The sequence below is a fragment of the Arthrobacter sp. 10T413_2 genome (assembly GCF_056394205.1).
In genome coordinates this window covers 1-23,807 of sequence record NZ_JBFTHK010000038.1, presented here as the reverse complement: position 1 = coordinate 23,807, position 23,807 = coordinate 1, and the positions used below count along the sequence as shown (strand labels likewise).

Below are 23,807 nucleotides of genomic sequence, written 5' to 3'. Positions count from 1 at the left end.
CCAGGGTGTAGCCATGCGCCTTGTCACGGAAGCCGGTTCAAATCGAGCTGCTCTTCCGCAGCAAGGAGGAAAGTCCGCTCTCCCGGAGTCAGGGTTCCGCCGGACGCGAGCTCGGCGTCCCAGACCTCGACGATCATCCGGTGAAGCCGTTCCCGGACCGGCGCGGAAGGGTCGTTTTCGAGGACACGTTCGGGGCCCACATTCTGCAGAACCCGTTCCCTGATGGGTTCGACGCCGGCGAGGGTATCGGTCTCCCAACGGGCCTGCCGTTTGCGGATGATCCGGCCGGCCATGGCGGGTACCGTCAGTCCCGCCCCGACCAGGATGAAGGTGAGCATCTCCACGACTCGGATGACGGCGTCGGAGGGGATCGGCACCGCATTGAGCACCGGCAAGGGGATGGAGAGCAGTCCGATGGTGACCTTGATCGACACGATCAGGCCGAGGATGCAGCCGGCGCCGACCATGGTGAAGCCTGCCTTGAACGATCGCCGCATCCGAGGAATGTAGCGGAAGCACGCGATGGCGACGCCGGAGCAGACCCACCCTATGAAGACGATCAGTACGGCGGAAAACAAACCTGCCGGCAGCCGGTTATGGTACAGACCCCAGCTGTCGGTCGTCGTGGTGGGCCCCGTTAGGGCGAAGAACACCGATTGCAGCGCCAATGTGAGCACCAGCGGCAGCGTACGGATCAGCGCCCGGCGCATGTCGGCCGGCATGATCGCTTCGAGGACTGCCCGCCGGAGGTACCAGAGTCCGACGATCAATGAGGAATGCATGGCAAGGTTGGCGAGGTTGATGCCACCGACGAGGTGATCCGCCGCGGCGTACACGGCTGGCGACATTAGCACCGAGCCGGCACCGGMGAACAAGGCCGCAAGGAGGACGGTGTCCCGGCCCTTCCGGACCATGGCCGGGATGCGGGCTGCGGCGAGAACAAACAGGACCGCAGCCGTGATGAGTTGAATCATCCGAACACGGAGCTAAAGTTCCCCGGTTGACCGCCCGAGCGGTCCTGGGAACGGCGGATGCGTGCGGCGAGGCKGTCGGCCAAGAGCTCCGCGGTGACCTCGACCTCATTGAGGAAGTCGGTCCGCCTGAGTGCCCTGACGACGCGCTCTGGATTGAGGTCCGGAAAGAATGTGCCGGCGTATTCGGGGGAGACGATTTCCTGCTCGTGGCGCAAGACCATGTGGGCAAACTCGTGGAGGACAATCTGCTGCCGGTGAACCTCGGAGGCTGCCCGTGCGTGCAGGATCAGGTCTATGTGGTMCAGCCCGAACCACAGCCCGCAGACTTTGTCTGTTGCCCCCTCGATGGGGTTGATGACGATCTTKCGGCCCCGCTGCCGTTCGAGGTGTCTCTGGATTGAGGCAAGGGACACCKGCTCGGCGATGGAGAGGCCGGCTTCCGCTTCCCGTGCCCGCGACCGGGCGGCGTCGTAATCCATGTACCGAGTCCTTGGCGGTTGATAGAGCGTCAGCGTGGTCGCGACCATAGTCGCCAAGCTTCGCCAGAAGCATATCAGCGCAGGTCAAAGCATAGTTGGCGGCTTACTCAGGGCTCGTCCGTATCCCCGCGCGAGAGCTGTTCGTCAATCAGGTCCCGGATCTGGAGCAGGGTTTCGGGGGAGAGGCCGTCCAGTTGGCGGGCGGCAAAGTTGCGGACTTTGTTGGCCCGCATCGAGGCTAGCAATTCAAGCTGAGCCTCCACCCGGGGCGGAAGTTCGTCGTCACCATCGACCAGGTAGTTCTCGTTCACGCCGAAGAACCTGGCCAGGTTCTGCAGGAGTTCGACCTTCTTGACGGCGGGGCCGGTGCCCGATCGCATGTAGTGCCATCTGGCGCGGGAGAGCGGCGTCCCGGCGTCGGACATGGCGTCCCTGACGTCATTGAACGTGATTTTCCGGCCCTCGGCCTCAGCGGTATCCAGGAGAATGTTCAGTTTGCGGGCGAGGGCTAGGCCCGGTGCGKAGGTCGACTGGTCACTGCTCACAGTGGCTTCTTTCATCAAGCGAATATCGTCGGGCGCGGCTCTTCACGTGTCGTCAGTTCGCGTGCAATTCTAACAGATTGGACATGTCTAATCTGTTCCGGTTACGCTCAGGGCGAKGAATTGGACGTGTCCAATTCCTTATTGGCAGGACGGCGGTGAGCCGTCAGGCACGGCGTGATTCGGCCAGGCGTAAGCATTTGGGGGGCACCTGGCCGGGTCCCGGCGTTGCCCCGGCCCCTGCCCGGTGTTGTCCCGCGACGGTCCGCGCGGCGCCGGGCCTCTTGCCACCGACGCCCGGCAAGAACATAGTTGAGGGAATTCACGAACTTCGCGGCACTAGGCAGGCGACCATGCTGAATAACGGGCTTCCGGACAACGGCTTGCTGCACGGCAAGACCGCACTGATCTACGGCGGCGGCGGGGCGGTCGGCGGGGCGGTGGCCAGGGCATTCGCGGCCGAAGGCGCGTCCGTCCACATCGCCGGCAGGACCGAAGCGCGACTGGAGAAAGTGGCCCGGGACATTCGCGAGGCCGGCGGCACGGCGGAGACCGCCGTCGTCGATGCCMTGGACGAAGAGCAGGTGGATGCCTTCGTGAACCGGGTGGCGAAGAAGAGCAAGAGGATTGACATCTCCTTCAACGTGATCTCGTTTGGAGATGTTCAGGAGCCGCTCATGGACATTGATGTGGACGACTTCACCCGGCCGATCAGCCTGGCTGCGCGCACCCACTTTCTCACCACCCGCGCGGCCGCCGCCCACATGGTCAAACAGCGTTCCGGCGTGGTGCTCATGTTCGGCGGCTCGGGCCCGCAGACCGTACCGGGCCTCGGCGGGTTCAAGGTGGCGCTCGACGCGATGGAAGGACTGCGCCGGCAATGGGCCCTCGAGCTGGGAAAGCACGGTATCCGCGTGGTCACCATGGTGACCGGCGGCATTATCGAAACCATCCCGTGGCAGGCCGAAGGTCGGGAAGAGATCGTGGTGGAGATCGCCAGAACGGCCCATCTGAACCGCACGGCCACCCTGACAGACGTCGGGAACGTGGCCTCGTTCATCGTTTCGGATAAGGCGGCAGCCATCACCGACGCGACGGTCAACATCTCCGCCGGCGCGATCGTGGACTACTGACGCCGGCTACGCGACGAGGTTCGCCGCGGCGACGTCCATGTGTTCGAGGATGGTGGCGCGCGCCAGCACTGCGTCGCCGGTCTCGATCGCGGCGACGATGTCGTGGTGCCGGTCAACGCTCATGTTCTTGACGGCCCGTTCGATCCCGGCAAACATGATCGACATCCGGATGGAGCCCTCCAGCGATTCCCAGGAGTGCAGCAGGGTCTCGTTTCCAGTCAGCCGGCACATCGTCCGGTGGAACTCAAGATCGGACTCAATCCGTTCCTGCAGGGTCCCCTCCTCGGCCGCCGCCATGGCGTCGATCGCCGAGCGCAGGGACGCGATCACCGGGATCCGGTCCGGCAGTTCACACAGCGTCCGGACCGCAAGCGACTCCAGCGCCGCCCGAACGGCGTAGATATCCCGGATTTCCTTGCTGTCCAKATGCCGTACGGACAGCCGTCCCCGCGCTCCGGCCGAGAGCAGCCCTTCCTGCTCCAGCTGCCGCAGGGCCTCGCGCAGCGTTCCCCGGCTGATCTGGAGCATGTCGGATAGTTCGGTCTCCACCAGATGCCGGCCGGGCTCAAGTTCACCGCTCGTGATCGCCGTGCGTAGGGCGGACAGCGCCTGCTCGCGAAGGCTCTTCTTTTCGAGTCCGAGCAGCGGGGCTGTTGCTCCGGCCATKGTATGTCCTCACTGTCAGTGGTCAACTGTCTACAGTTGGTGTGTTAACAGTTGATGGTACGGCACACGCGCGGGACCGGCGGCTGCCGGCCCCGCGCGGCGACTCTTCCTCGGGCTTAGCCCAGTTCGGCGAGGACCTTGGCGACGATCCGCTGCACCGAAAGCCCGTAGCGTTCGTGCAGGGTCGGCAGCGCCCCGGCGTCKAGGAACTCATCAGGCAGCGCCACCGGCACCACCCGCTTGCCGAGTCCCGCCGTGACCACGGCCGAGGCGACGGTCTCGAAAAGGCCGCCCACCACGCTGTGGTTCTCCAGCGTGACAGCGAGGCGGTCCGTGTTCAGCTCGGCCAGGACCGTTGCGGAGTCGAACGGCTTGATGGTGGGGGCATGGACGACGGCGACGTCCACGTTGTGCGCGGCCAGCGCCTGGGCCGCCTGAAGTGCCCGCATGGTCATGAGTCCGCTGGAGATGAAGACGACGTCATTGCCCCCGCGCAGGACTTTCGCCTTGCCGAGTTCGAACGTGTAGTCGTACTCGTCCAGCACCGTGGGGACGTTGCCGCGCAGCAGGCGCAGGTACGTGGGGCCCTCGCTGGCCGCCAGCTGGGGGACGGCCTGCTCGATGTCGAGGGAGTCGCACGGATCCACGATCGTCAGGTTGGGCATGCCGCGGAAGATCGCCATGTCCTCGGTGGCCTGGTGGCTGGGGCCGTAGCCGGTGGTCAGCCCGGGGAGTCCGCCCACGATGTTGACATTGAGGTTCGGCTCGGCGGCGTCCAGGCACAGGAAGTCGTAGGCGCGCCGGGCGGCGAACACCGAGTATGTGGATGCAAACGGGACCAGGCCCGTTTCCGCCAGCCCGGCCGCCGCGCCGAAGAGCAGCTGCTCGGCCATGCCCATCTGGAAGAACCGTTCCGGGAAGGCCTGGGCGAAGATATGCATGTCCRTGTACTTGCCCAGGTCCGCGGTCAGGCCCACGATCTTGTCGTTCTCCTGTGCGGCTTTGACCAGGGCGTGCCCAAACGGTGCGGACGCGGTCTTCTGGCCCGGGTCCGCGAAGGACGCGATCATGGCCGACGTCTTCAGCTTCGGTGTTGTGGCGGTGCTCATCGTGCGGCCTTTCCTTCGTATCCTGCGGTGAGCTGCTCGMGGCAGAGCTGCCATTCGTGTTCTTCGATGCGCATGAAGTGCGCCTTTTCGCGGTCCTCGAGCAGTGGAACGCCGCGTCCCACTTTGGTGTCGCACAGGATCACGGAGGGACGTCCGGCGGCGGCCGCCTGGGCAGCGGCGTTGTCGAACGCGGCCAGCAGTGCGCCGACGTCGTTCCCGTCCACGCGCTGGGTGTACCAGCCGAACGCCTCCCACTTTTCGGTGACGGGTTCGGTGCGCARCACGGTGTCGGTCTTCCCGTCGGCCTGCAGGGCGTTGATGTCGACCATGGCGGTGAGGTTGCCGAGCTGGTGGTGGTGCGCGCCCATGGCGGCCTCCCACGTGGAGCCCTCGTCGAGTTCGCCGTCGGAGAGGAAGTTGTAGACCCGGGCGCCCGAACCCTGGTACCGCAGGCCCAGGGCGGCGCCGACGGCGATCGAGAGGCCGTGGCCGAGGGAGCCGCCGGAGATCTCCATGCCGGGAGTGTAGGTGGACATCCCTGACATCGGCAGCCGGGAATTGTCCGAGCCGTAGGTCTCCAGTTCCTCGACGGGGATGGTCCCGGCCTCGGCGAGGGCCGCGTAGTGGCCGATCGCGTAGTGGCCTGTGGAGAGCAGGAACCTGTCCCGCCCGTCCCATCCGGGATCGTCGGCGCGGAACCTGAGCTGGTCCGCATAGACAACCGCCAGCATGTCGGCCGCGCCGAGKGCCTGGCCGACATAGCCCTGGCCCTGGACCTCGCCCATGTTCAGGGCGTGGTGCCGGATCCRGAACGCGGCCCCCTCGACCCGCTCAAGGCGTGCTGCCTCGACGTCGGAGGCTTTGCCCCGGGCTGCTTTTTCCTGTGTGAGAACCACAATTCTGCCTTTCAAAAGTGACGTGACGAGCTACTGCGGGAGGCCGTCGACGGCGTCCGGGATAGGTGCCTACGCGGTCACGTGGGCGGGGGTGCTTTTGGTGGCCTCGTCCGCGAGCTGGCGTTCGCGCTTGCCCCAGGTTTCCCGGGTGGCGAGGGCGCCCCAGAGGCCGATGGCGGCGTAGGTGCCGAAGAGCAGTGCCGGGCCCATCCAGCCGAAGCTGACGAACAGCAGGGTGGTGATGAACGGGGTGAAGCCGGAGACCATGGCCGAGATCTGGTAGGCCAGCGAGGCGCCGGAGGCGCGGGTCTTGGCCTGGAAGAGCTCCGGGAACCAGGCGCCCTGGGCGCCGGCGAGCGAGTTCTGGCACACGGCGTAGGAGATCACGAGGGTGGCGATGATGAAGATGAACAAGCCGGTGTTGACCAAAAGGAACATCGGCACGGCGAAGGCCACCGCGAAGGCGCAGGACCAGATGTAGAGCGGGCGCCGGCCGATCCTGTCGGTCAGTCGTGCCCAGGCCTGCGTGGCGAAGATGCCGATCGCGGAGGCGATGCACAGTGCGACGAGTGTCTGGGTCTTGTCGGCCAGGTGCTGGCTGTTCAGGTAGGAAATCATGTAAGTGATGGACACGGCGTAGCCTGCGGTCTCGGCGATGCGGAGCCCGATGCCCTTGACGATGTTGCGCCAGTCGGTCTTGAGGACTTCCGTGATGGGTGACTTCACGATGTTGCCGCTGTCCTTGACCTCGTCGAAGACCGGGGACTCGGGGACCTTGGAGCGGATGATCAGGCCGACGACGACCAGCACGATGCTGGCGAGGAACGGAATGCGCCAGGCGAGTTCGCCGCCGAGCTGGACGCTGAAGAGGAACACCAGGTTGGCCAGCAGCAGCCCGACCGGGAAGCCGGCCTGGACCATGCCGGTGTACTTGCCCTTGGATTTCCACGGCGCGTGTTCGTAGCTCATGAGGATGGCGCCGCCCCATTCCGCGCCGAAGGCCAGGCCCTGGACGATGCGGACGAACACCAGCAAAGCAGGAGCCATCAGGCCGACCTGGCTGTACGTGGGAAGCAGGCCGATGACGAAGGTGGCGACGCCCATGAGGATCAGGGAGGCCACCAGGACCGGTTTGCGACCGAGCTTGTCACCGAGGTGGCCGCCAATGATGCCGCCAATGGGACGGGCCGCGAAGCCGACACCCAAGGTGGCGAAGGCGGCCAGGGTTCCGGTCACCGGGTCGCCCGTGGGGAAGAAAGCCGTACCGAAGTACAGGGCTGCTGCCGTGCCGAAGCCGATGAAGTCATAGGTTTCGATAACTGCGCCGACGCTGGAGCCGATCGCGACCCGTTTCGCTTCCTTKGTGCCATGCACGGGGCCTCGCATGGTGAGAGCTTCGTTGCTCATGTCAATCCCTTTCGAAGAGAGCTGCCGACGCTTCAGCGCCAACACTGTCGACTGTTAACAGATGATACGCCAGTGTGACCCGCGACATAAGCAATGTCAACAGTCAACTTCAAAGGTTGACTGTTGACAGTCGACTTTGTAGTGTGGTCCGTATCACCACCGCCCTCGGGGCACGACCAGAGGATTAACGACGATGTTCAATTCCCGACTCGGCTGCTCGTCCATCAGCTTCCGCCACCAGGACTTGCCCACGGCCCTGCAGACCATCGCAGACCTGGGTTTCGAGGAAATCGATCTCGGCGCCCTTCCCGGAGTGTGCGACCACGTTCCCTACGACCTTGACGCCGCTGCCGTCGCCGCCGTGACGGACGACGTCGTTGCCTCCGGGCTGCGTGTCCGTTCGGTCAACGGAGACATTGGGGACCTGAACGCCGTGCTCGACGCCGACGCGCAGTCCGCCCGGAACCGGCACCTTGACGCCCTCCTCACCCTGGCGGCCGGAATTGGCGCCAAGGCCCTGGTCCTGCCCTGCGGCGCCCTCGGCCACGAGCCGGTCCGCAGCATCGACGAGGATCTGGACACCATTGCCGCTCAGCTCCTCGGGGCCAGGCGACGCGCCGACGAGTTCGGCGTCGAGCTCTGGACCGAGTCACTGCACTTCCTGCGCTTCTGCTGGAACCCGGAGCGCGCGGRACTGCTGGCAGAGCGGCTGGCCGGATCCGGCGTCGGGATCGTCATGGACTTCAGCCACATCGTGGCCGCCGGCGAGGACCCGCTGGACTACCTTGAGCGGCACCGGGGCCGGATCGCCCACGTCCACCTGCGCGATGCCGTGCCGGGGAACATCAACCTCAGCATCGGCAACGGCGACGCAGATTTCGCCGCCGGCCTGAGCGCACTCGCGGCCCACAGCTACGCCGGCCATTTCTCCCTGGAGCTGGAGACCCGCGACGTCACCCACGACGAACGCCCGGCAGCAGCCGCCAAGGCCGGCAGCTTCATCACAGACCTCATCTGACCCATCGACTGCTCCGAAACGGCCGTTTTGGACCGCCAAAACGGCGCTGTTGGAGCAATCGATTCCATCAAAGAGACACCACACCAACTCCAAGGAGCATCATGAGCACCACCATCCAGCGCACCGCCGTCCTCACCGGGGCAACCTCGGACCGGGGCATCGGCATCACCACCGCACGCCGCTACGCCAACCAGGGCTGGGCCGTGGTGATCCTGGACCTCGACGGCGAGAAGTCCGCCAAGGTCGCCGCGGACATCGGCAACGAATTCAACGTTCCCGCCTTMGGCCACGAGATCGACGTCGCCAACGAGGACTCCGTKAGCGCCGCCCACCAGGCCGTGGCCGCCGAGGTCAGCGCCGGCAACCTGCCCGCCGTCGGCGCCCTGGCCAACATCGCCGGCATCACCTCGCCGGTGCCGTTCCTGGAAACCACCCTCGAGCTCTGGAACAAGGTCATGGCCGTCAACGCCACKGGCACCTACCTGGTCACCAAGGCGTTCCTGCCMGACATGATCGCCAGCGGCTGGGGCAGGATCGTGAACATGTCCTCCGTGTCCGCGCAGCGCGGCGGCGGCGTCTTCGGCAAGGTCCCCTACTCCGCAGCCAAGGCCGCGATCCTGGGTTTCACCAAGGCCCTGGCCCGTGAGCTCGGAAGCACCGGCGTGACCGTCAACGCCATCACCCCCGGCGCTGTGGACACCAACATCCGCGTGGGCAGCACCGAGGAGCAGGAAGCGGCCATCAACGCCGGTATCCCGCTCGGACGCAACGCCAGCACCGAGGAAATCGCTGCCGTCATCACCTTCCTGTCCTCCGAGGAGTCCGCCTACCTCACCGGAACCACCATCGACATTAACGGCGGAAGCCACATMCACTAGCAGCCTCAACGTCTATTGGACAGAGCGGCAGACGACCGAGTTCAGCTKAGAGAGCCCATCATGACAAGAATCTTTAACGACCCRTCCGATTTCGCCGAGGAAGCCCTCGCCGGCTTCTGCGACGTCCATGCCAGCCTGGTCCGCCAGGTGCCCGGCGGCGCCGTCCGCAGGCACCGGCCCCGCAAGCCGAAGGTGGCCGTCCTGGCCGGCGGCGGCTCGGGGCACTACCCGGCCTTCGCTGGGCTCATCGGCACCGGCATGGCCGACGGCGCCGTCGTCGGAAACATCTTCACCTCGCCGTCCGCGCAGCAGGCGTATTCCGTTGCCAAGGCCGCGGACAGCGGCGCCGGCGTGGTGTTCACCTACGGCAACTACGCCGGTGACGTCATGAACTTCGGCCTGGCCAGCGAGCGGCTGGCCGCCGAAGGGATCCAAGTGGACAACGTTCTCGTGATGGACGACATCGCCAGCGYACCGCCGTCGGAAGCCGGCAAGCGCCGCGGCATCGCCGGCGACTTCACCGTCTTCAAGATCATGGGCGCCGCCGCCGAGGCCGGCGAGACCCTGCCCGAGGTTGTCCGCCTGGGCCGCAAGGCCAACGACCTGACGCGCAGCATCGGCAGCGCGTTCAGCGGCTGCACCTTTCCGGGCGCCGACGCTCCGCTGTTCACGCTGGAGGACAAAATGATGGGGCTCGGCCTGGGTATCCACGGCGAGCCCGGACTGTTCGACACCGAACTGCCGCCGGCGCGGGAGTTGGGCGAGGAACTGGTGGCGCGCGTGCTTGCGGAGACGCCGCACGGTGCCGGCCGGCGGATTGCCGTGCTCCTGAACGGGCTCGGCTCCACGAAACAGGAAGAGCTGTTCGTGCTGTGGCTGACCGTCGCCCCGCTGCTTCGCGCCGCAGGCTACACACTGGTGATGCCGGAGGTCGGCGAGCTCGTCACGAGCCTGGACATGGCCGGCGTCTCACTGACCGTCACATGGCTCGATGACGAACTCGAACCGCTCTGGACCGCTCCCGCCGAGACCCCTGCGTACCGGCGGGGCAACGCAGCCCTCCCCGGCGAAGCGGCGGAGGAGCCGACGCCGGACGAGGACACCACGACACCGGAGACCTTCGCTGCGGCCGACGCTTCACGTGATTACGCGCTGCGCTGCATCGCCGCCCTGGCGGCGGCCCGGGACGCACTCCACCACGCCGAGAAATCCCTCGGCGATCTCGACGCCATCGCCGGCGACGGCGACCACGGGCGGGGGATGGTCCGCGGCATTGACGCAGCCTGTGCCGCCGCCTCCGGCGCTGCGTCCCGCGGCGCCGGAGCCGGCGCCGTCCTGGCCGCCGCCGGCGATGCCTGGGCCGACAGCGCCGGCGGCACCTCCGGCGTGCTGTGGGGCGCCGGCCTGCGGGCCTTCGGCGAGTCCCTCGGCAACGACCACGCGCCCGGGGCGTCCGAACTCGCGGCGACCGTGGCGGCTTTTGCCGCCCGGATCGCGGAGCTCGGCAAGGCCGATGTTGGCGACAAGACAATGGTGGACGCTCTTGTCCCGTTCACCGAGACCTTCAGCCGGCTGGCCGGCGAAGGCGCCGGCACGGATGCCTGCTGGGCAGCAGCGGCGCGCGAGGCCACCGCCGCGGCGCAGGCCACCGAGGCCCTTCGGCCGCTCAAGGGGCGCGCCCGCCCCCTGGCCGAAAAGAGCGTGGGGACACCGGACCCGGGGGCCACGTCCCTGGCCATGGTGTTCGGCGTGTTCGGTCCACACCTCGCCGGTGTGCGGCAAGCAGCCGGAGCACGCTCATGAGCCCGGCAGGCATCCGGCTCATTGTCGGCGCGGACGAAGCCGGCGTGGACTACAAGGACCAGATCCTGGCGGACCTCCGGACCGATCCACGGGTCGCCGAAATCATCGACATCGGGGTCAACCGCGACGACGCCCCGGAGCAGTTCACCAAGCCGTACCCGTACGTAGGCATCGCCGCGGGGGAACTGATCCGGGACGGGCAGGCAGACCGGGCCATCCTGTTCTGCGGCACCGGAATCGGCGTCGCCATTGCCGCCAACAAGGTGGACGGCATCCGGGCCGCGACCGCCCATGACTMCTTCAGCGTGGAGCGCTCCGTGCTCTCCAACGACTGCCAGGTCCTCACCATGGGCCAGCGCGTTGTGGGGCTGGAGCTGGCACGGCGGCTCGCGCGGGAATGGATCGGCTACACCTTCGATCCCTCGTCCGCCTCCGCGGAGAAGGTCAAGGTGCTCACCGACTTCGAGGGATGCTGAGGGTCCTCCAAGGAAAGGCGCCTATCATGAGCCAGTGCCACCCCTTGATGTAGTCCTCACCGCCTGGCAGATCGACTGGGCCGCCGCTGCCCTCATCAGCGCTTCGGCGGTGCTCTACGCCCTCGGCCTAAAGGCCGCGGCGGCGCGCGGGCACCGCCAGCCCGTGTGGCGGACACTGGCGTTCTATCTCCTGGGCCTGGGGTTCCTGACAGCGCTGACGTGCGGGTTCCCCGGCGTCTACAGCGCCCAGCTCCGGTGGGCCTTCACGCTCAAGATTTCGCTGATGCTCTTCGTGGTGCCGCTGCTGGTCGGCCTGGGAAAACCCATCTCCCTCGCGCGCGCCGCCCTGCCGCCGCGGGGCGTGAACCGGCTGAACAATGTACTCGTGCACCGCGCCGTGCGGTTTGTGAGCAACTCCATGGCCGCCCCGCTCCTTGGCCTCGCCCTGTTCTCCACCTTCCTCACGCCGGCGTTCTACACCCTCCGTACTGCGCCGTTGGCCGAGTCGCTGCTGACCGTCGGGGTTCCGCTGCTGGGCATGCTGATGGCCCTCCCGATCATCGAGGAAGCGGATTTCCGCAGGTCCAGCGCGTTCTTCATCCTGGAATTCGTGTTTGTCTTCATTGAGCTGCTGGTCGACGCCGTTCCGGGGATCCTGCTGCGCCTMAACGGCCAGGTACTGGATCACGTCACGACGCGGCAGTCTGCACTGGGCTGGTTTCCCGATGCCCTGCGCGACCAGCAGTTGGCGGGCGACGTTCTATGGTTCATCTGCGAGATTGTCGATTTGCCGCTCATCATCCTGATGTTCATCCGCTTCTCGCGCAGCGACAAACGCGAGGCCCGCGGCTTCGATGACCTCACGGACGCGCAACTCGACGAACTGAACGCCGAGCACCTGGGACGCGGCCGCTAGGTCCCGGCCCCGGGCCACCGCACGCGGTTTACTGCTCGACGGTGACCTTGATCCGCTGGACCACGTTGTTCCCCATCCCCTGGTAGTTCCACACCGGCTCCAGCGGCTGCACCGCGCCGCTKGCATCGGTGGCGCGGCACATGAGCTCGTGTTCGCCCGGGTCGGCCACCCACGGCATGGACCAGGCGCACCACGCGAACGGCGCGGGCGGGTGCTCCAGATGGGCCGGCGCCCACTTGCCGTCGATCCCGACGTCGACACGCTGCACGGCGCCCTGCCCGGACCAGGCCCGGCCGGTCAGCAGTACCGGTCCCGGGGGCAGGATCCGGCTGCGGCTGAAGAAGTCCGGAACGCCCGGCGGAACCATCAGCGAACGGACCTTCATCCACGTCACGGGCGTGCCGGCATCGTCCGCGTCCTCCTGGTAGCGGTACGCCACGGCCTGCTGGAAACCGTCGTAGGGCCTGGTCAGGACCTTGATCGAGGACAGCCACTTCACACTCGCCATGCCGTACCAGCCCGGGACCACCAGCCTGAGCGGATAACCGTGCTGCGGCGGCAGCTCTGCGCCGTTCATCCGGTAGGCGAGCACGACGTCGGGCCGCAGGGCCTCCTCGATCGGCAKGCTCCGGGCGAACTGCTGGCGGACGCCGCCTTGGACCCCGGCGTCCGCTCCGCAGAAGAGCACCTCTACGGCGTCGTCCTCCACGCCGGCCTGGGTCAACAGATAAGCGAGCGGGACGCCGGTCCACACAGCGGTGCCCACTGCTTCCAGGACCCACGGCTGGCTCAGCGGGCGGGGCCGCAGGAGGGACCGGCCGTTGCCGGCGCATTCGAGCGTGACCGGGATGGTGATGCTGGGAGCCCGAAGCAAAGCCCGGAAGCTCAGCTCCAGGGACCGCTGCACGGCGCCGCCGATCTGCAGGTGCCAGTGGTCGGTATCAATGAACGGGATGTCGAAGTGGGTGAGCACATAGTGCAGGCCCGGCGGTGTGGTGTCCTTCCGCAGGGCTTCGAGCGGCATCGAATGGTTCCGCACGGCGAGCTGGAGCTCCTCCGCTGTCAGCGGGCCGTGGGTGGGTTCGCCGGAATGCGGCCGGGCTTTCCCGGCCTGCCGGCGCGGACTCTTCAGGACAGCGGAGTGTCGGGACATTTGCTTTGGCATGGCGCGCTGCGATTCTTATGAAGGACCAGCCCGGTTTTGGCCGGTGTCACCTGAATTCAGGTCTACGCCGCGCCCCGGACGCCGTCAATACTGGGTTCTGTAAGTCCAGTGCCGAGGCCTACAACGTGTGGGCCTCCGCAAGGAACTGTTCGAGGCTCAGCGGTTCGCGGCCCGTCAGCTCGTGCACGGCGGAGGTGGGGCCTGCCAGTTCGCCGGCCGCGATGGCCGTGTATGTGCTCACCCAGGCGTCCACCTGCCACGGGGGTGCACCGTAGGAGGCGCGGGAGGCATAGGCCTCCTCCAGGGTTTCGTTGTGGAAGGTGATGGTCCGGCCGGTTCCGGCGGTCAGGAGTTCCGCGCCGCGGGCCAGCGAGATGTCCTCCGGGCCCGTGAGATCGTAGGTCCGTCCCACGTGCAGGGCCGGGTCCCGCAACACAGCGACGGCCGAGCGGGCAATGTCCCCCCGCGCGACGGCGGCCATCACGCCGTCGCCCGCGGGGCCGCGGATGACGCCGTCGTCCCCGGCCAGCAACGGCAGGAAATCCAGGTAGAAGTTGTCGCGCAGGAACGTGTAGTCCATGCCGGAGGCCTTGATCCGCTCCTCCGTCGCGAAGTGGTCCCGGCCCAGGGTGAACGTGGCGTCCGGCGCCGCCCCGAAGAATGAGGTGTACACAATGTGCCGGACACCCGCCGCGGCCGCCGCATCGACGAAGGCATAGTGCTGTTCCAGCCGGTCCTCGGCCTCGGCGGCGGAGACCATGAACAGCGTCGTCGCCCCGGCCAGGGCCGCCTTCGCCTGTTCCCGGTCGGCGTACGTGGTCACAAACGGGACGGCACCTTCGAGCTCAGGMGCCCGCGCGGCGTCCCGTACCAGCAGCCKCTGTTGGCTGCTGGCCCGGGCCAGCAGCCGGGCCACCAAGCCGCCCAGGTGGCCGGTGGAACCGGTGACGGCGAGCTCGGGGGCGTTGGTCATGGCCCTAGGCTTCGCGGGAGGCCGGCGACTTGGTCTGCGCGGGGTCGCGTTCGGCCAGGGCTCCGATGACGCCATCGATCTTGTCCATGATCGCCGGGTCCAGCGTCACGCCCGCGGCTGCCACGTTCTTCTCGATCTGCTCCGGCCGGGACGCGCCCATGATGGCCGAGGCGACGTTCTTGTTCTGCAGCACCCAGGCAATGCTGAGCTGGGCCATKGTCAGCCCGGCTTCATCCGCGATCGGCTTGAGCTGCTGGACGCCGGTGAGGACCTCGTTGGACAGCCAGCGCTCGATCATCCGCGAGCCGCCCTTCGTGTCCGTGGCGCGGCTGCCTTCGGGAGCCGGCTTGCCGGGGTGGTACTTGCCGCTCAGCACGCCCTGTGCCATGGGGGACCAGACAATCTGGGACAGGCCCAGCTCTTCCGACGTCGGAATCACCTCAGCCTCGATCACCCGCCACAGCATGGAGTACTGCGGMTGGTTGGAGATCAGCTGGAAGCCGAGTTCCTGGGCAAGGGCATGGCCGTCGCGGATCTGGTTGGCCGTCCACTCGCTGACCCCGATATACAGGGCCTTGCMCTGCCGCACGATGTCGGCGAAGGCCTGCATGGTCTCTTCCAGCGGCGTTTMGTAGTCGTAGCGGTGGGCCTGGTAAAGGTCCACGTAGTCGGTCTGCAGCCGCCGGAGGGAGCCGTTGATGGCTTCCATGATGTGCTTGCGGGAGAGGCCGAGATCGTTATGGCCTTTGGGGCCGGTGGGGCCGAATACCTTGGTGAAGACTTCCAGTGACTCCCGGCGTTCATCCTTGAGGGCTTCGCCGAGGACCGTCTCCGCCGCGGTGTTGGCGTAGACGTCGGCCGTGTCGAAGGTGCTGATACCGGCGTCAAGAGCGGCACGGACACACTGGGTGGCGACGTCGTTCTCCACCTGGGAGCCATGCGTCAGCCAGTTGCCGAACGTGATTTCTGAAATCTTGAAGCCGCTGTTCCCGAGGTATCTKAATTCCATGGGTTCCAACGTAGCGGACTTGCCTGCCCGGGGTAAGGGCTCAGCCGGCTTTGCGCTCCTGGGCCTGCTGTTTGGCCTTCCCGACCGGAAGGCTGCCGTGCAGCGATACGAGCGAGCCGGTGTCCAGCATGGACTTCGCGGCGGGCATGGGCGGCTTCTTGAATGCCCGGGGGCCAGCGCCGAGCGTTCCGTTGGTGTCCATGGCCGACTCGACGAGGGCTGAGACTTCCGTGATGTCCCGCGCCGGCGCCTTGGGGTTKGGGAGGTCCCGGACGGAGACCCGGACGGCKGGGCCGGCCTCGGCCTTGGCCCTCGCGGCGGCGCGGGCATCGGCCCGGGCCACAGCGGCGGCGCGGGCATCGGCCCGGGCCACAGCGGCGGCCCATTCCGGGGACAGCGCAGGTTCCTTCTTGGCGGGGTTCCGGGTTGCGTTCCTGGCCGCTTTCCCGCMTGTCATGGAAGAACGGGCCGGCTTGGCCGCCGCGGCAGGGCGCCCGGGCTTCGCAGCTTTCGACGGATTGTCCCGTGTTTCAGGGCGCCTGCCGAGCCCGGCGACGGCCATCACAACAACAGCCACCAGACGGCCGATCCCGGCAAGGACGAGAGTTGCGGCAAACACCAGGAACAGACCGAGGAACATGACGAACGCCACCCCGAGGGTCCCGAAAAAGGTCAGGTGCAGCGCAATGGTCGTTGGATCTTCCATGTCACCTCTCCTAGCCGTCCTGCTGCAGCGCGGTCCCTGCCGCAACCATGTGGCGGGCAGGAGCCGCTCTTAACAATACGTACTTTTCGCCCGGCCACGTGTCGCCGCCGCTGCCCCCGGCGAAGATGTGTCGAAGCCGTTACCCGCGGGCGGGGACCGGCGCCGCGGGGCAGGCGTCTATAGTCAAAAGTCAGCCCCGCCGGCGTCGTCCGGCCCGCCGGAAGGACACCATGTGACGCACGCCGCAGCAGCAGATTCAGCCCCCGACGGCGCGTCGCCGGCGAACCCTGGTGGGAGCCGGGCGGCCGTGCCGCACGAGGGGAACTGCCCGTGCCTGTCCGGTGAGCAATACGCCGACTGCTGCGGCCGGTTCCACCGCGGGGACGCCGAGGCGGCGACCGCCGAGCAGCTCATGCGGTCCCGGTACAGCGCCTTCGTCGTCCGGGACGAGGAGTACCTCCTGCGCACGTGGCATCCGACCACCCGGCCCGCTGAGCTGGGGCTKGATGCCGGCATGCAGTGGCGCCGCCTGGACATCCTMTCCACCAGCCGCGGCGGTCCGCTGGACAGCGAAGGCGCGGTGGAATTCGCGGCGCACTACCGGCACGACGGCGAACGCGGCGTGCAGCGCGAAACCAGCCGCTTTGTGCGGGAGGTCAGGCGCTGGTACTACCTTGACGGCGTCGTGTCCGGCTGACGTGAGTCTCCGGCGGGGTGTTCTTCGACCGTAGCTGCCGGAGCGAAGCCGGCCCGGTCCACCTTGCGGTGGAAACGCATGCCCGCGAAGCCGCCGAGCACCGCGCCCACCAGGGCAACCACCGCAACGACCACCGCCGCAATGATGCTCATGGTGTTCAGCTCGCCMTCGTTGACCGGGATGCGCGGGAAGCTGTTCAGGCTTGCCAGGATGTTGAAGCGCTGCCCGGCGACCATGCCCAGCACGGCGACCACGATCGCGGCGATCAGGGCCCAGACCCAGACCATGAAGCCCTGCCTGGCGCCGTTGAAGCGGGCCATCCGGCMGGCCACGTACCCGCCGCAGTAGTAGGCGACCAGAAGGATCACCAGCAGCACGATGATGCCGGCCAAGCCGATTGTCTGGTTGCCTGCGGCCTGGTTGATGGCGTCGTTGACGTCGGTGTTGGTGGCCAGCCCGACGGCGGTGCCGCCGGCGGCGACCAGCGCGGTGAGCAGTACGGCAGTGCCCGTGGCGGCCAGCCAGCCGAAGAACGCTGAGCCGACCTTGATGCCGCCGAACTGCTCCTTCTCGCGGGCCACGACGGTTTCGCGGGTCGGCGCCTCGGCCACCGCGGTGTCACGGAGTGGTTCGTGGACGGGGTGGACCGGTTCCCGGACGGGTTCGTCGTGCCGACGGACGGCCGTCACCGGTGTGGCAGGAAACGGGCGCGTGGCATCGGTCCGGTTCGCGCGCGGCGGCGCCTCTTCGATCTGTTCTTGGCGCGTGGCGTCCTGCCGGGCGTCATGGATGCGGGGTTCACTCGGCGCAGCCGTGCCGTCCTCCGGGACRGCGTGGCGGGGCGTGGTGTCGTCAGGGCCTGCGGTGCTGCTCATGAGGACTGCTCACTTTCGCTGGTTGACCCGGGCACGGTAAGGGTGCCGGTCTCGGGTACACCTAACCACGGCGGAATCCGGTTAGCAAGGGTGCTTACTATCCGTTGTTGGTGCGTCGGGGGTGGTTCAGCGACCGGTCAGCGGTACTTGCGGTGCAGGTCTTCCTTCACTGAGGCGCGCGGGCTGGCGTCCGCGATCCACGGCCCGGTCCCCTCGGACTGGTCAAGGACGCCGGCCTCCAGCCAGGTGTAGTCGCCGCCCAGTGTCTTGCGGGCCAGGACATGATCGGCGTCGTCGGTATTCCGCCACAGCCGGTCGAAGTATTCGTCCACACGCACACGGGCCTGTTCGCAGTAGGCCTCGGCGAGTTCGTACGCGGAGGCGCCGCGTTCCGGCTGCGTCCGCAGCAGCATCTCGKCGCGGGAACAGCATGCCGCCATGGCAAAAAGCTCCGCACCGATGTCCACGATCCGGCCCAGGAATGCCTGCTTGTGCTCGAGCTTGGCCTGCCAGCGGCCCATCCMGTAGAAGGTCTGCCGTGCCAGCCGCCGGGAGGAGCGCTCTACGTACCGCAACTGCTTGGCCAGCCTGCCGAAGTCGCTGTAGGACCTCGGGTCCATGCCGGCGCCGGCCACGAGCTTGGGCAGCCACTTCGCGTAGAAGCCGGAGGCGCCGACGGCGGCCTTGGCCTTGTCCGACAGGGGGGCATCTGCCGAGGCGAGGTCTCCCGCCGCGGCCAGGTGCGCGTCCACGGCTTCGCGGGCGATCAGCAGCTTCATGATTTCCGAGGACCCCTCGAAGATCCGGTTGATCCTCAAGTCGCGGAGCTGCTGTTCAGCCGCAACGGCGCGCTCGCCGCGGGCCTCGAGGGAGTCGGCCGTTTCAAAGCCGCGGCCGCCGCGGATCTGCACGAGTTCGTCGGCGATGAGGCAGCTGATCTCCGTGGACCACAGCTTGGCCAGCGCCGCCTCGATCCGGACGTCCTTCTGCCCGGCGTCGGCCATTTCCGCGCAGAGTTCGAACACGGCGTCCAAGGCGAAGGTGCTGGCCGCGATKAAGGCGATTTTCTTGCCCACAGCCTCATGCTGGCCGATCGGGCGCCCCCACTGGGTGCGGGCGTTGGACCATTCCCGGGCGATCTTCAGGCTCCACCGGCCCGAGGMGACGCACAGTGCGGGGATCGAGAGCCGGCCCGTGTTGAGGGTGGTKAGGGCGATCTTCAGGCCCTGGCCTTCGCGGCCCAGCCGGTTGGCCGCGGGGACCCTGACCTGATGGAAACGTGTGACGCCGTTTTCGATCCCGCGGAGACCCATGAAGGCGTTGCGGTTCTCCACGGTGATGCCGGGGGTGTCCATTTCCACCACGAATGCGCTGATGCCGCCCTTGTGGTGGGTTCCGTCCGCGTCCGTGTGCGGCGGCACGAGTGCCATGACCACGACGAGTTCGGCAATGACGCCGTTGGTGGTCCACAGCTTGACGCCGTCCAGGACGTACGATGCGCCGTCGTCGGAGGGGACGGCGGTGCTGCCCATCCGGGCGGGGTCGCTGCCGACGTCGGGCTCGGTCAGCAGGAACGCCGTGATGGCGCCTGCGGCGCAGCGGGGCAGGTACTCCTTCTTCTGGGCCGGCGTGCCGAAGACCTTGACCGGCTCCGGGACGCCAATGGACTGGTGCGCGGACAGCAGGGCGCCGAGGCTTGGGTGCACCGAGCCCAGCAGTGCCAGTGCGCGGCCGTAGTACACGAGGGTGAGGCCCAGCCCGCCGTATTCGCGGGGGATCTTCATTCCGAAGACGCCGAGCTCGGCGAGCCCCCGGAGGTATTCGTCCGGAATCCGGGCGTCCCGTTCGATGGTGCGTCCGGACATTGTGCGGCAGTAGTCGCTCAGGCGCGCCATGAACGCCTCGCCGCGTTCGACGTCGTCCGCCGGGGCCTCAGGCCACGGGTGGATCAGGCTCAGGTCGAAGCTGCCCAGGTAAAGGCCCTTCGCGAAACTGGGCTGGCTCCAACTGGTCTCGCGGGCGGCCTCGGCAATGGCCCGCGCGTCGGCGGCAGTTGCGGCGGGGCCGATGTGCTCCGGCGGCACGGGAGAGTCTTGCGCAGGAGAGTCCGGCGTCGGAGTGCCCTGCGCGGGATTTTGGGGAGCGGTAGCGGGGTCTTCAATGGCGGAGCTCACTGGGCATCTCCTCTAACCGGGTGGCCGGCTTGAGCCCTGGATCCGCCTGGGGTGGAGGACCCTTCAGCTGTCCCGCAATACTACTCGCGGGTAAGTGCCTGTGCTAGGGGCGGCCTGCCCCGGATACTCGGCCCGGAAGTCCGTGCCGAAGTCGACCTGGAAATCGCCTGGCAAATCCACAGTGGAGGCGTGGTGGACCAGCCGGTCCCAGCCGTGGTTGATGGCGTGGACCATGCCCACCACCACGCCGGCCACGAGGTACCAGATGAGACGTCCCACGCCCACCAGAACCATGGCCACAAAGGCGGACACCATCATGAAAAGGCCGATTAAGAGGGCAAACACCAAGGTTCCGATGACCACCATCGTGCCCGTCTCCACTGCGCTTAGGTCGAACTGCATTCTTCCMCCTGCACCATCGCTTCGGTTTGAACCAGTAGCCCGAGACTAGGGGGCCGGAGACGTGCTCAACTAGGGTCCTTTGCACATTCCCCGCCTCTTGATACGGGATCGAAATGCTACCGATGCGTAGGTCACGGCGCGGTTGCGGCAGCCCCACCAGTCCCAGGCGTCCCGTCATTCCAGGGCGGGGAGGCCACGATGAATGCGGCCGGAGCCCTGCGTTAACCTTGTAGCTGGCAGTTTTTCGAATCCGCTGCCCCGCAACACCAACCCAAACCAGCCTCTGGCAGCCGAAGGAGAGTGCGTGTCCCGCTCCGCCGTGTCATCAGCCGACGCCATGAGTGCCCGGCTCCGGGACCTCGAACTGCTCACCAAGGGACCCGCCTGGGCGCTGACGCGCTCGGCGCCCTGGGTGATCGCCGTGCTGCAGGCATCCTTTACGCGCACCCGCGCCCAGCTGCCGCTCGAGGAGTTCCACGCCGACGTCGACGCCTTCCTTGAGCAGCTGCGCCGGCAGGCCCCCGGCACGGGAGAGCAGCAGAGCGGCCCGGCCAACGGCACGCCAACCGGCAAGAAGTACGCGGACGAGTGGACCCGCAAGAACTTCCTGACCCGCCGGAACCAGTCGGGCCAGATCGTCTACGAAGTCACCGAGCCCGCCGCCCGCGTGCTCGCCTTCCTGGACAGCCTCTCCAGCGAACGGTCCACGCTGAACGGTTCCCGGCTCGGCACCCTGCTAGGCGACGTCGAGAAACTCGCCAACGAGACCAACCCGGACCAGAGCGCGCGGCTCGAATCCCTCGAAGAAGAGATCGACGAGCGCCGMCAGCTGATGGAGGACATCAGCTCCGGGGACTTCGACGGACTGCTCGATGACGACGAGGCCGTGGAAGCCGCCGGCAACATCCTGGACCTCGCCGCAAGCCTGCCCGCGGACTACAAGAAGATGCGTGACCGGATCGAAGAGCTGGTGGGKGAMCTTYGCAACCAGATCATCGAGGAATCCCTCAGCAAGGGGGCCACCATGGCCCAGGTGCTCGAGGCCGACAAGCGGCTCCGGCAGAGTMCCGAAGGCCGGACCTTCCGCTCCTTCACCGCGTTMCTGGAGGACCCGCAACAGCAGCTGCGGTTCCGGTCCGCGATCGGCGAAGTCCTGAKCCGGCAGTTCGCGGACGAACTCAGCCACGACGAACGCGAGACCCTCAAGAACCTGGTGTCCGAACTCCGCAGCCAGCATAGCCAGATCCAGAGGATCTACGGCAAGCTCAGCGAGAGCCTCAACACGTACGTCCAGAGCKACGACTTCCGCCAGTCCGTTCGGCTCCGCAAGGTCCTGCRGGAGGCTGAGCAGGCCATCCGCTCGCTGCCCTACGAGCGCGAACGGCCCGGCCTGGTCCCCGGCCCGGTGCTGTACAGCGCCGGCTTCGAGTCCCTGGCCATGGTCAAGCTCTTCGACCCGGACGAGTTCGCGGCACCGCCCAAACTGGCCGACCCCATTGCTTTCTCCGACTCGGACCGCGCTCGCTCGCCCCGGACCGCCAAAGCCAAACCGGAAGCCATCCGCGCCGCGCTCGCCGGAGCCTCAACCCTGGCCKAGGCCTGGGCGCATCTCCCCGCCGGGGAACGCCACATCAACTCCATCCGGGCCATGCTCTCGCAGACCCTCCACGACGGCGCCGGGTTCGACCGCGAGGCCTGGGGGCCCATCGAATTCGAACAAATCGACGGGACCACCCGCACGGCATTCCTGCCTGTCGTCACGCTCACGAAGGATTGAAGATGACCGAACTCTCCCAAGAAGCGCCTGACGCAGCGGACACGGTGGACACGGCCCCGGAGCCCGCCCCGGCCCACGAGCCCGCCCAGCACGTCCACGCCGCCCCCTTCACGGTCACCCCGCGGGACACCTTCGTCGACGGCGCCGCCCTCTTTCCGGGCGACACGGGCGTGCTTCCGATGAAGGTCCGGCAGGCGCTCGTGAAGCTCCTCAAGGGCCCGTACATCGACGGCGGCCGCGACGAAAAGCTCTGGACCACGCTTCTGGACAACCAGCTGATCCTGCGCAGCCGCCTCTCCGAGCTCTTCCTGACCCTGCAGCTGGACCACGAGCGCAAGGTCGCCGTCCTGCGCCCCGTGGACCCCGAGGCGATCGGCGGCAGCACMCGGTMCAGCATCCTGCGGCAGCAGCGCGCCCTGAGCCGGGTCGAAAGCATCGTCCTGCTCCGCCTGCGACTGCTCCTGGACCGCCACGTCACCGCCCAGACGGACCCTACGATCACGCGCGAGGAAATCGCCGAACTCGTCGCCMACTACCAGCCCTCCGGCCAGCAGGACGCCCTCCGCGACTCCGACGTCGTCAACCGCGCCATCACCAAACTCCTGGCCCGCCAGCTCCTGCTCACCACCGGCCTGGACGAGGTCTACACCATCTCCAACGCCCTCCCACTGGCCCTCCCGTTCGAAAACATCGGCGACATCCCGGCCCACATCGAAGCCCTGGTAGCAGCCAGCACCGACCAGTCCGGCACAGAACCCCTGATCGAACTCGACGGYGACACCCCAGCCCCGACGGATGACGACACTGACGCGGACGATGACGCCGATGCCGCCCCCGAAGGTGACGAACTCAACGACGACGACGGCGATGCCGCCCCGGGAGTGGCTTCGGGCCTGTCGGAGCCGCGCGCTGAGCTKATCGAAGATCAGCTGCGCGGCGCAGGGGCGGGGGCKGCATCGCCGTCGGCGTTACCCGACCACTCCGGGGCCGAGGCAAAAGCAACCACGGACACGAACGGAGAAGCCAAGTGAGCATCGCATCCATGCTCCCGATGGGTGAGCTCACGAACCCGGGCCAGATGCGTCTGGCCCTCGTGCAGGTGGTCAACTGGGGCACGTTCCATGGCGCCCACACAATGCACGTGGACCGCAACGGCACCCTGCTGACCGGCAACTCGGGCGTCGGCAAGTCGACGCTGTTCGACGCCATGCTTCGGGTCTTCGATGCCCGTCCGCGCTCCAACGAAGCCGCGGCACAACGCGTCGGGGGTGCTGTCGAGGACAAGCGCACCACGTTCACGTACATGCGCGGCAAAGTGGGCGACAAGGCGGTCGGGGAGGGCTCGGCAAGCGCCTTCCAGCGCCCCGGCGCGACCTGGTCCGCCGTCGCCTTGACGTTCGATAACGCCGTCGGCACAAAAGTCACGGTMTCGGCGCTGTTCGACCTCCCCAAGAACGGCACGGAATCCAGCGTCGGCCGGTACTACCTGATCGACAACAAGCCCCTGGACCTCGYGGCGATCGAGGGCATCGCGGACAAGCGGTTCACCAAGTCCGCGCTGGACGGGATCTTCCCGGATGCCCAGATCTTCGATGTCCACAAGGCGTTCGCCGAACGCTTCCGCCGCCTCCTGGGGATCAACTCGGACCAGGCCCTGCCGCTGCTGCGCGTCATCCAGGCCGGCAAGGGACTCGGCGGCAGCGTCAACACCTTCTTCCGCGACCAGGTCCTC

At 67.3% G+C, this 23,807-nt stretch carries 23 protein-coding genes and 1 pseudogene; 10 read left to right on the top strand and 14 right to left on the bottom strand.

What is annotated here, in order from left to right:
- Positions 1-23: 23 nt before the first annotated feature.
- The 3 genes from AC1DBQ_RS08775 to AC1DBQ_RS08765 all read right to left on the bottom strand — a co-directional run bounded on the left by AC1DBQ_RS08775 (position 24) and on the right by AC1DBQ_RS08765 (position 1,998).
- The gene (locus tag AC1DBQ_RS08775) at positions 24-974 is read right to left on the bottom strand and encodes a hypothetical protein (protein ID WP_476928135.1); all 951 of its coding nucleotides are present in this window, start codon (positions 972-974) and stop codon (positions 24-26) included.
- Positions 971-1,453 carry a hypothetical protein gene (locus AC1DBQ_RS08770; protein WP_476928134.1) on the bottom strand — a complete coding sequence of 161 codons (483 nt, stop codon included), beginning with the start codon at positions 1,451-1,453 and terminating at the stop codon, positions 971-973. Before AC1DBQ_RS08770 ends, AC1DBQ_RS08775 begins: the two co-directional genes overlap by 4 nt.
- A 107-nt stretch (positions 1,454-1,560) precedes the next feature.
- Positions 1,561-1,998, bottom strand: coding sequence for a hypothetical protein (locus AC1DBQ_RS08765; protein WP_476928133.1), 438 nt, complete (start codon positions 1,996-1,998; stop codon positions 1,561-1,563).
- A 350-nt stretch (positions 1,999-2,348) separates the two neighbouring features.
- Between AC1DBQ_RS08765 and AC1DBQ_RS08760 the strand changes: the two genes are divergently transcribed.
- Positions 2,349-3,128 (top strand): SDR family NAD(P)-dependent oxidoreductase, encoded by a 780-nt coding sequence (locus tag AC1DBQ_RS08760; protein ID WP_476928132.1) that lies wholly within the window; start codon positions 2,349-2,351, stop codon positions 3,126-3,128.
- Positions 3,129-3,134: 6 nt separating this feature from the next.
- Here AC1DBQ_RS08760 and AC1DBQ_RS08755 read toward each other — a convergent pair whose 3' ends face one another.
- The 4 genes from AC1DBQ_RS08755 to AC1DBQ_RS08740 all read right to left on the bottom strand — a co-directional run bounded on the left by AC1DBQ_RS08755 (position 3,135) and on the right by AC1DBQ_RS08740 (position 7,206).
- Positions 3,135-3,794, bottom strand: coding sequence for a GntR family transcriptional regulator (locus tag AC1DBQ_RS08755; protein WP_476928131.1), 660 nt, complete (start codon positions 3,792-3,794; stop codon positions 3,135-3,137).
- 116 nt (positions 3,795-3,910) lie between these two features.
- Complete coding sequence (locus AC1DBQ_RS08750) at positions 3,911-4,903, bottom strand: transketolase family protein (RefSeq protein ID WP_476928130.1); 993 nt, start codon at positions 4,901-4,903, stop codon at positions 3,911-3,913.
- A complete protein-coding gene (locus tag AC1DBQ_RS08745; protein ID WP_476928129.1) occupies positions 4,900-5,799 on the bottom strand; it encodes a transketolase in 900 nt (299 codons plus the stop codon). The genes AC1DBQ_RS08750 and AC1DBQ_RS08745 overlap by 4 nt, the downstream gene beginning before the upstream one ends.
- A gap of 69 nt (positions 5,800-5,868) precedes the next feature.
- Positions 5,869-7,206, bottom strand: a complete 1,338-nt coding sequence (locus AC1DBQ_RS08740; protein WP_476928128.1) for an MFS transporter — start codon at positions 7,204-7,206, stop codon at positions 5,869-5,871.
- Positions 7,207-7,399: 193 nt separating this feature from the next.
- Here AC1DBQ_RS08740 and AC1DBQ_RS08735 point away from each other — a divergent pair, with 193 nt between their 5' ends.
- The 5 genes from AC1DBQ_RS08735 to AC1DBQ_RS08715 all read left to right on the top strand — a co-directional run bounded on the left by AC1DBQ_RS08735 (position 7,400) and on the right by AC1DBQ_RS08715 (position 12,297).
- Complete coding sequence (locus AC1DBQ_RS08735) at positions 7,400-8,224, top strand: sugar phosphate isomerase/epimerase family protein (RefSeq protein WP_476928127.1); 825 nt, start codon at positions 7,400-7,402, stop codon at positions 8,222-8,224.
- A 101-nt stretch (positions 8,225-8,325) separates the two neighbouring features.
- Positions 8,326-9,102 carry an SDR family NAD(P)-dependent oxidoreductase gene (locus AC1DBQ_RS08730; RefSeq protein ID WP_476928126.1) on the top strand — a complete coding sequence of 259 codons (777 nt, stop codon included), beginning with the start codon at positions 8,326-8,328 and terminating at the stop codon, positions 9,100-9,102.
- A 60-nt stretch (positions 9,103-9,162) separates the two neighbouring features.
- Positions 9,163-10,905, top strand: coding sequence for a dihydroxyacetone kinase family protein (locus AC1DBQ_RS08725; protein WP_476928125.1), 1,743 nt, complete (start codon positions 9,163-9,165; stop codon positions 10,903-10,905).
- Positions 10,902-11,381 carry an RpiB/LacA/LacB family sugar-phosphate isomerase gene (locus AC1DBQ_RS08720; protein ID WP_476928124.1) on the top strand — a complete coding sequence of 160 codons (480 nt, stop codon included), beginning with the start codon at positions 10,902-10,904 and terminating at the stop codon, positions 11,379-11,381. The genes AC1DBQ_RS08725 and AC1DBQ_RS08720 overlap by 4 nt, the downstream gene beginning before the upstream one ends.
- A gap of 34 nt (positions 11,382-11,415) precedes the next feature.
- Positions 11,416-12,297 (top strand): cytochrome c oxidase assembly protein, encoded by an 882-nt coding sequence (locus AC1DBQ_RS08715; protein ID WP_476928123.1) that lies wholly within the window; start codon positions 11,416-11,418, stop codon positions 12,295-12,297.
- A gap of 28 nt (positions 12,298-12,325) precedes the next feature.
- On the opposite strand, the gene AC1DBQ_RS08710 is transcribed toward AC1DBQ_RS08715, so the two are convergent.
- The 4 genes from AC1DBQ_RS08710 to AC1DBQ_RS08695 form a co-directional block, all read right to left on the bottom strand.
- Positions 12,326-13,450, bottom strand: coding sequence for a sulfite oxidase (locus AC1DBQ_RS08710; RefSeq protein WP_476928122.1), 1,125 nt, complete (start codon positions 13,448-13,450; stop codon positions 12,326-12,328).
- Between the two features lie 130 nt (positions 13,451-13,580).
- Complete coding sequence (locus AC1DBQ_RS08705; RefSeq protein WP_476928121.1) at positions 13,581-14,435, bottom strand: SDR family oxidoreductase; 855 nt, start codon at positions 14,433-14,435, stop codon at positions 13,581-13,583.
- A 4-nt stretch (positions 14,436-14,439) separates the two neighbouring features.
- Positions 14,440-15,444 (bottom strand): aldo/keto reductase family protein, encoded by a 1,005-nt coding sequence (locus tag AC1DBQ_RS08700; protein WP_476928120.1) that lies wholly within the window; start codon positions 15,442-15,444, stop codon positions 14,440-14,442.
- Between the two features lie 40 nt (positions 15,445-15,484).
- Positions 15,485-16,150: a hypothetical protein gene (locus AC1DBQ_RS08695; RefSeq protein WP_476928119.1), complete on the bottom strand. Its 666-nt coding sequence runs from the start codon at positions 16,148-16,150 to the stop codon at positions 15,485-15,487.
- A 307-nt stretch (positions 16,151-16,457) separates the two neighbouring features.
- On the opposite strand from AC1DBQ_RS08695, the gene AC1DBQ_RS08690 reads away from it, so the two are divergent.
- Complete coding sequence (locus AC1DBQ_RS08690; protein WP_476928143.1) at positions 16,458-16,847, top strand: YchJ family protein; 390 nt, start codon at positions 16,458-16,460, stop codon at positions 16,845-16,847.
- On the opposite strand, the gene AC1DBQ_RS08685 is transcribed toward AC1DBQ_RS08690, so the two are convergent.
- The 3 genes from AC1DBQ_RS08685 to AC1DBQ_RS08675 form a co-directional block, all read right to left on the bottom strand.
- Positions 16,820-17,722 (bottom strand): hypothetical protein, encoded by a 903-nt coding sequence (locus AC1DBQ_RS08685; RefSeq protein WP_476928118.1) that lies wholly within the window; start codon positions 17,720-17,722, stop codon positions 16,820-16,822. The two genes, AC1DBQ_RS08690 and AC1DBQ_RS08685, sit on opposite strands and share 28 nt — an antisense overlap.
- Before the next feature lie 137 nt (positions 17,723-17,859).
- The gene (locus AC1DBQ_RS08680) at positions 17,860-19,806 is read right to left on the bottom strand and encodes an acyl-CoA dehydrogenase family protein (protein ID WP_476928142.1); all 1,947 of its coding nucleotides are present in this window, start codon (positions 19,804-19,806) and stop codon (positions 17,860-17,862) included.
- Positions 19,807-19,959: 153 nt separating this feature from the next.
- Positions 19,960-20,298, bottom strand: a complete 339-nt coding sequence (locus AC1DBQ_RS08675; RefSeq protein WP_476928117.1) for a hypothetical protein — start codon at positions 20,296-20,298, stop codon at positions 19,960-19,962.
- Between the two features lie 304 nt (positions 20,299-20,602).
- Here AC1DBQ_RS08675 and AC1DBQ_RS08670 point away from each other — a divergent pair, with 304 nt between their 5' ends.
- The 3 genes and pseudogenes from AC1DBQ_RS08670 to AC1DBQ_RS08660 all read left to right on the top strand — a co-directional run.
- Positions 20,603-22,075: a DUF3375 family protein gene (locus tag AC1DBQ_RS08670; protein WP_476928116.1), complete on the top strand. Its 1,473-nt coding sequence runs from the start codon at positions 20,603-20,605 to the stop codon at positions 22,073-22,075.
- 2 nt (positions 22,076-22,077) lie between these two features.
- Positions 22,078-22,908: pseudogene (locus AC1DBQ_RS08665) on the top strand (DUF4194 domain-containing protein); the annotation flags it as partial.
- Between the two features lie 194 nt (positions 22,909-23,102).
- Positions 23,103-23,807, top strand: a 705-nt coding sequence (locus AC1DBQ_RS08660; RefSeq protein ID WP_476928115.1) for an ATP-binding protein, incomplete at its 3' end; no start/stop codon positions are given.

What these genes read in the sequence shown, in the direction of transcription:
- AC1DBQ_RS08675 (WP_476928117.1), bottom strand. Translation starts at nt 20,298, where the DNA reads ATGCAGTTCGACCTAAGCGCAGTGGAGACGGGCACGATGGTGGTCATC.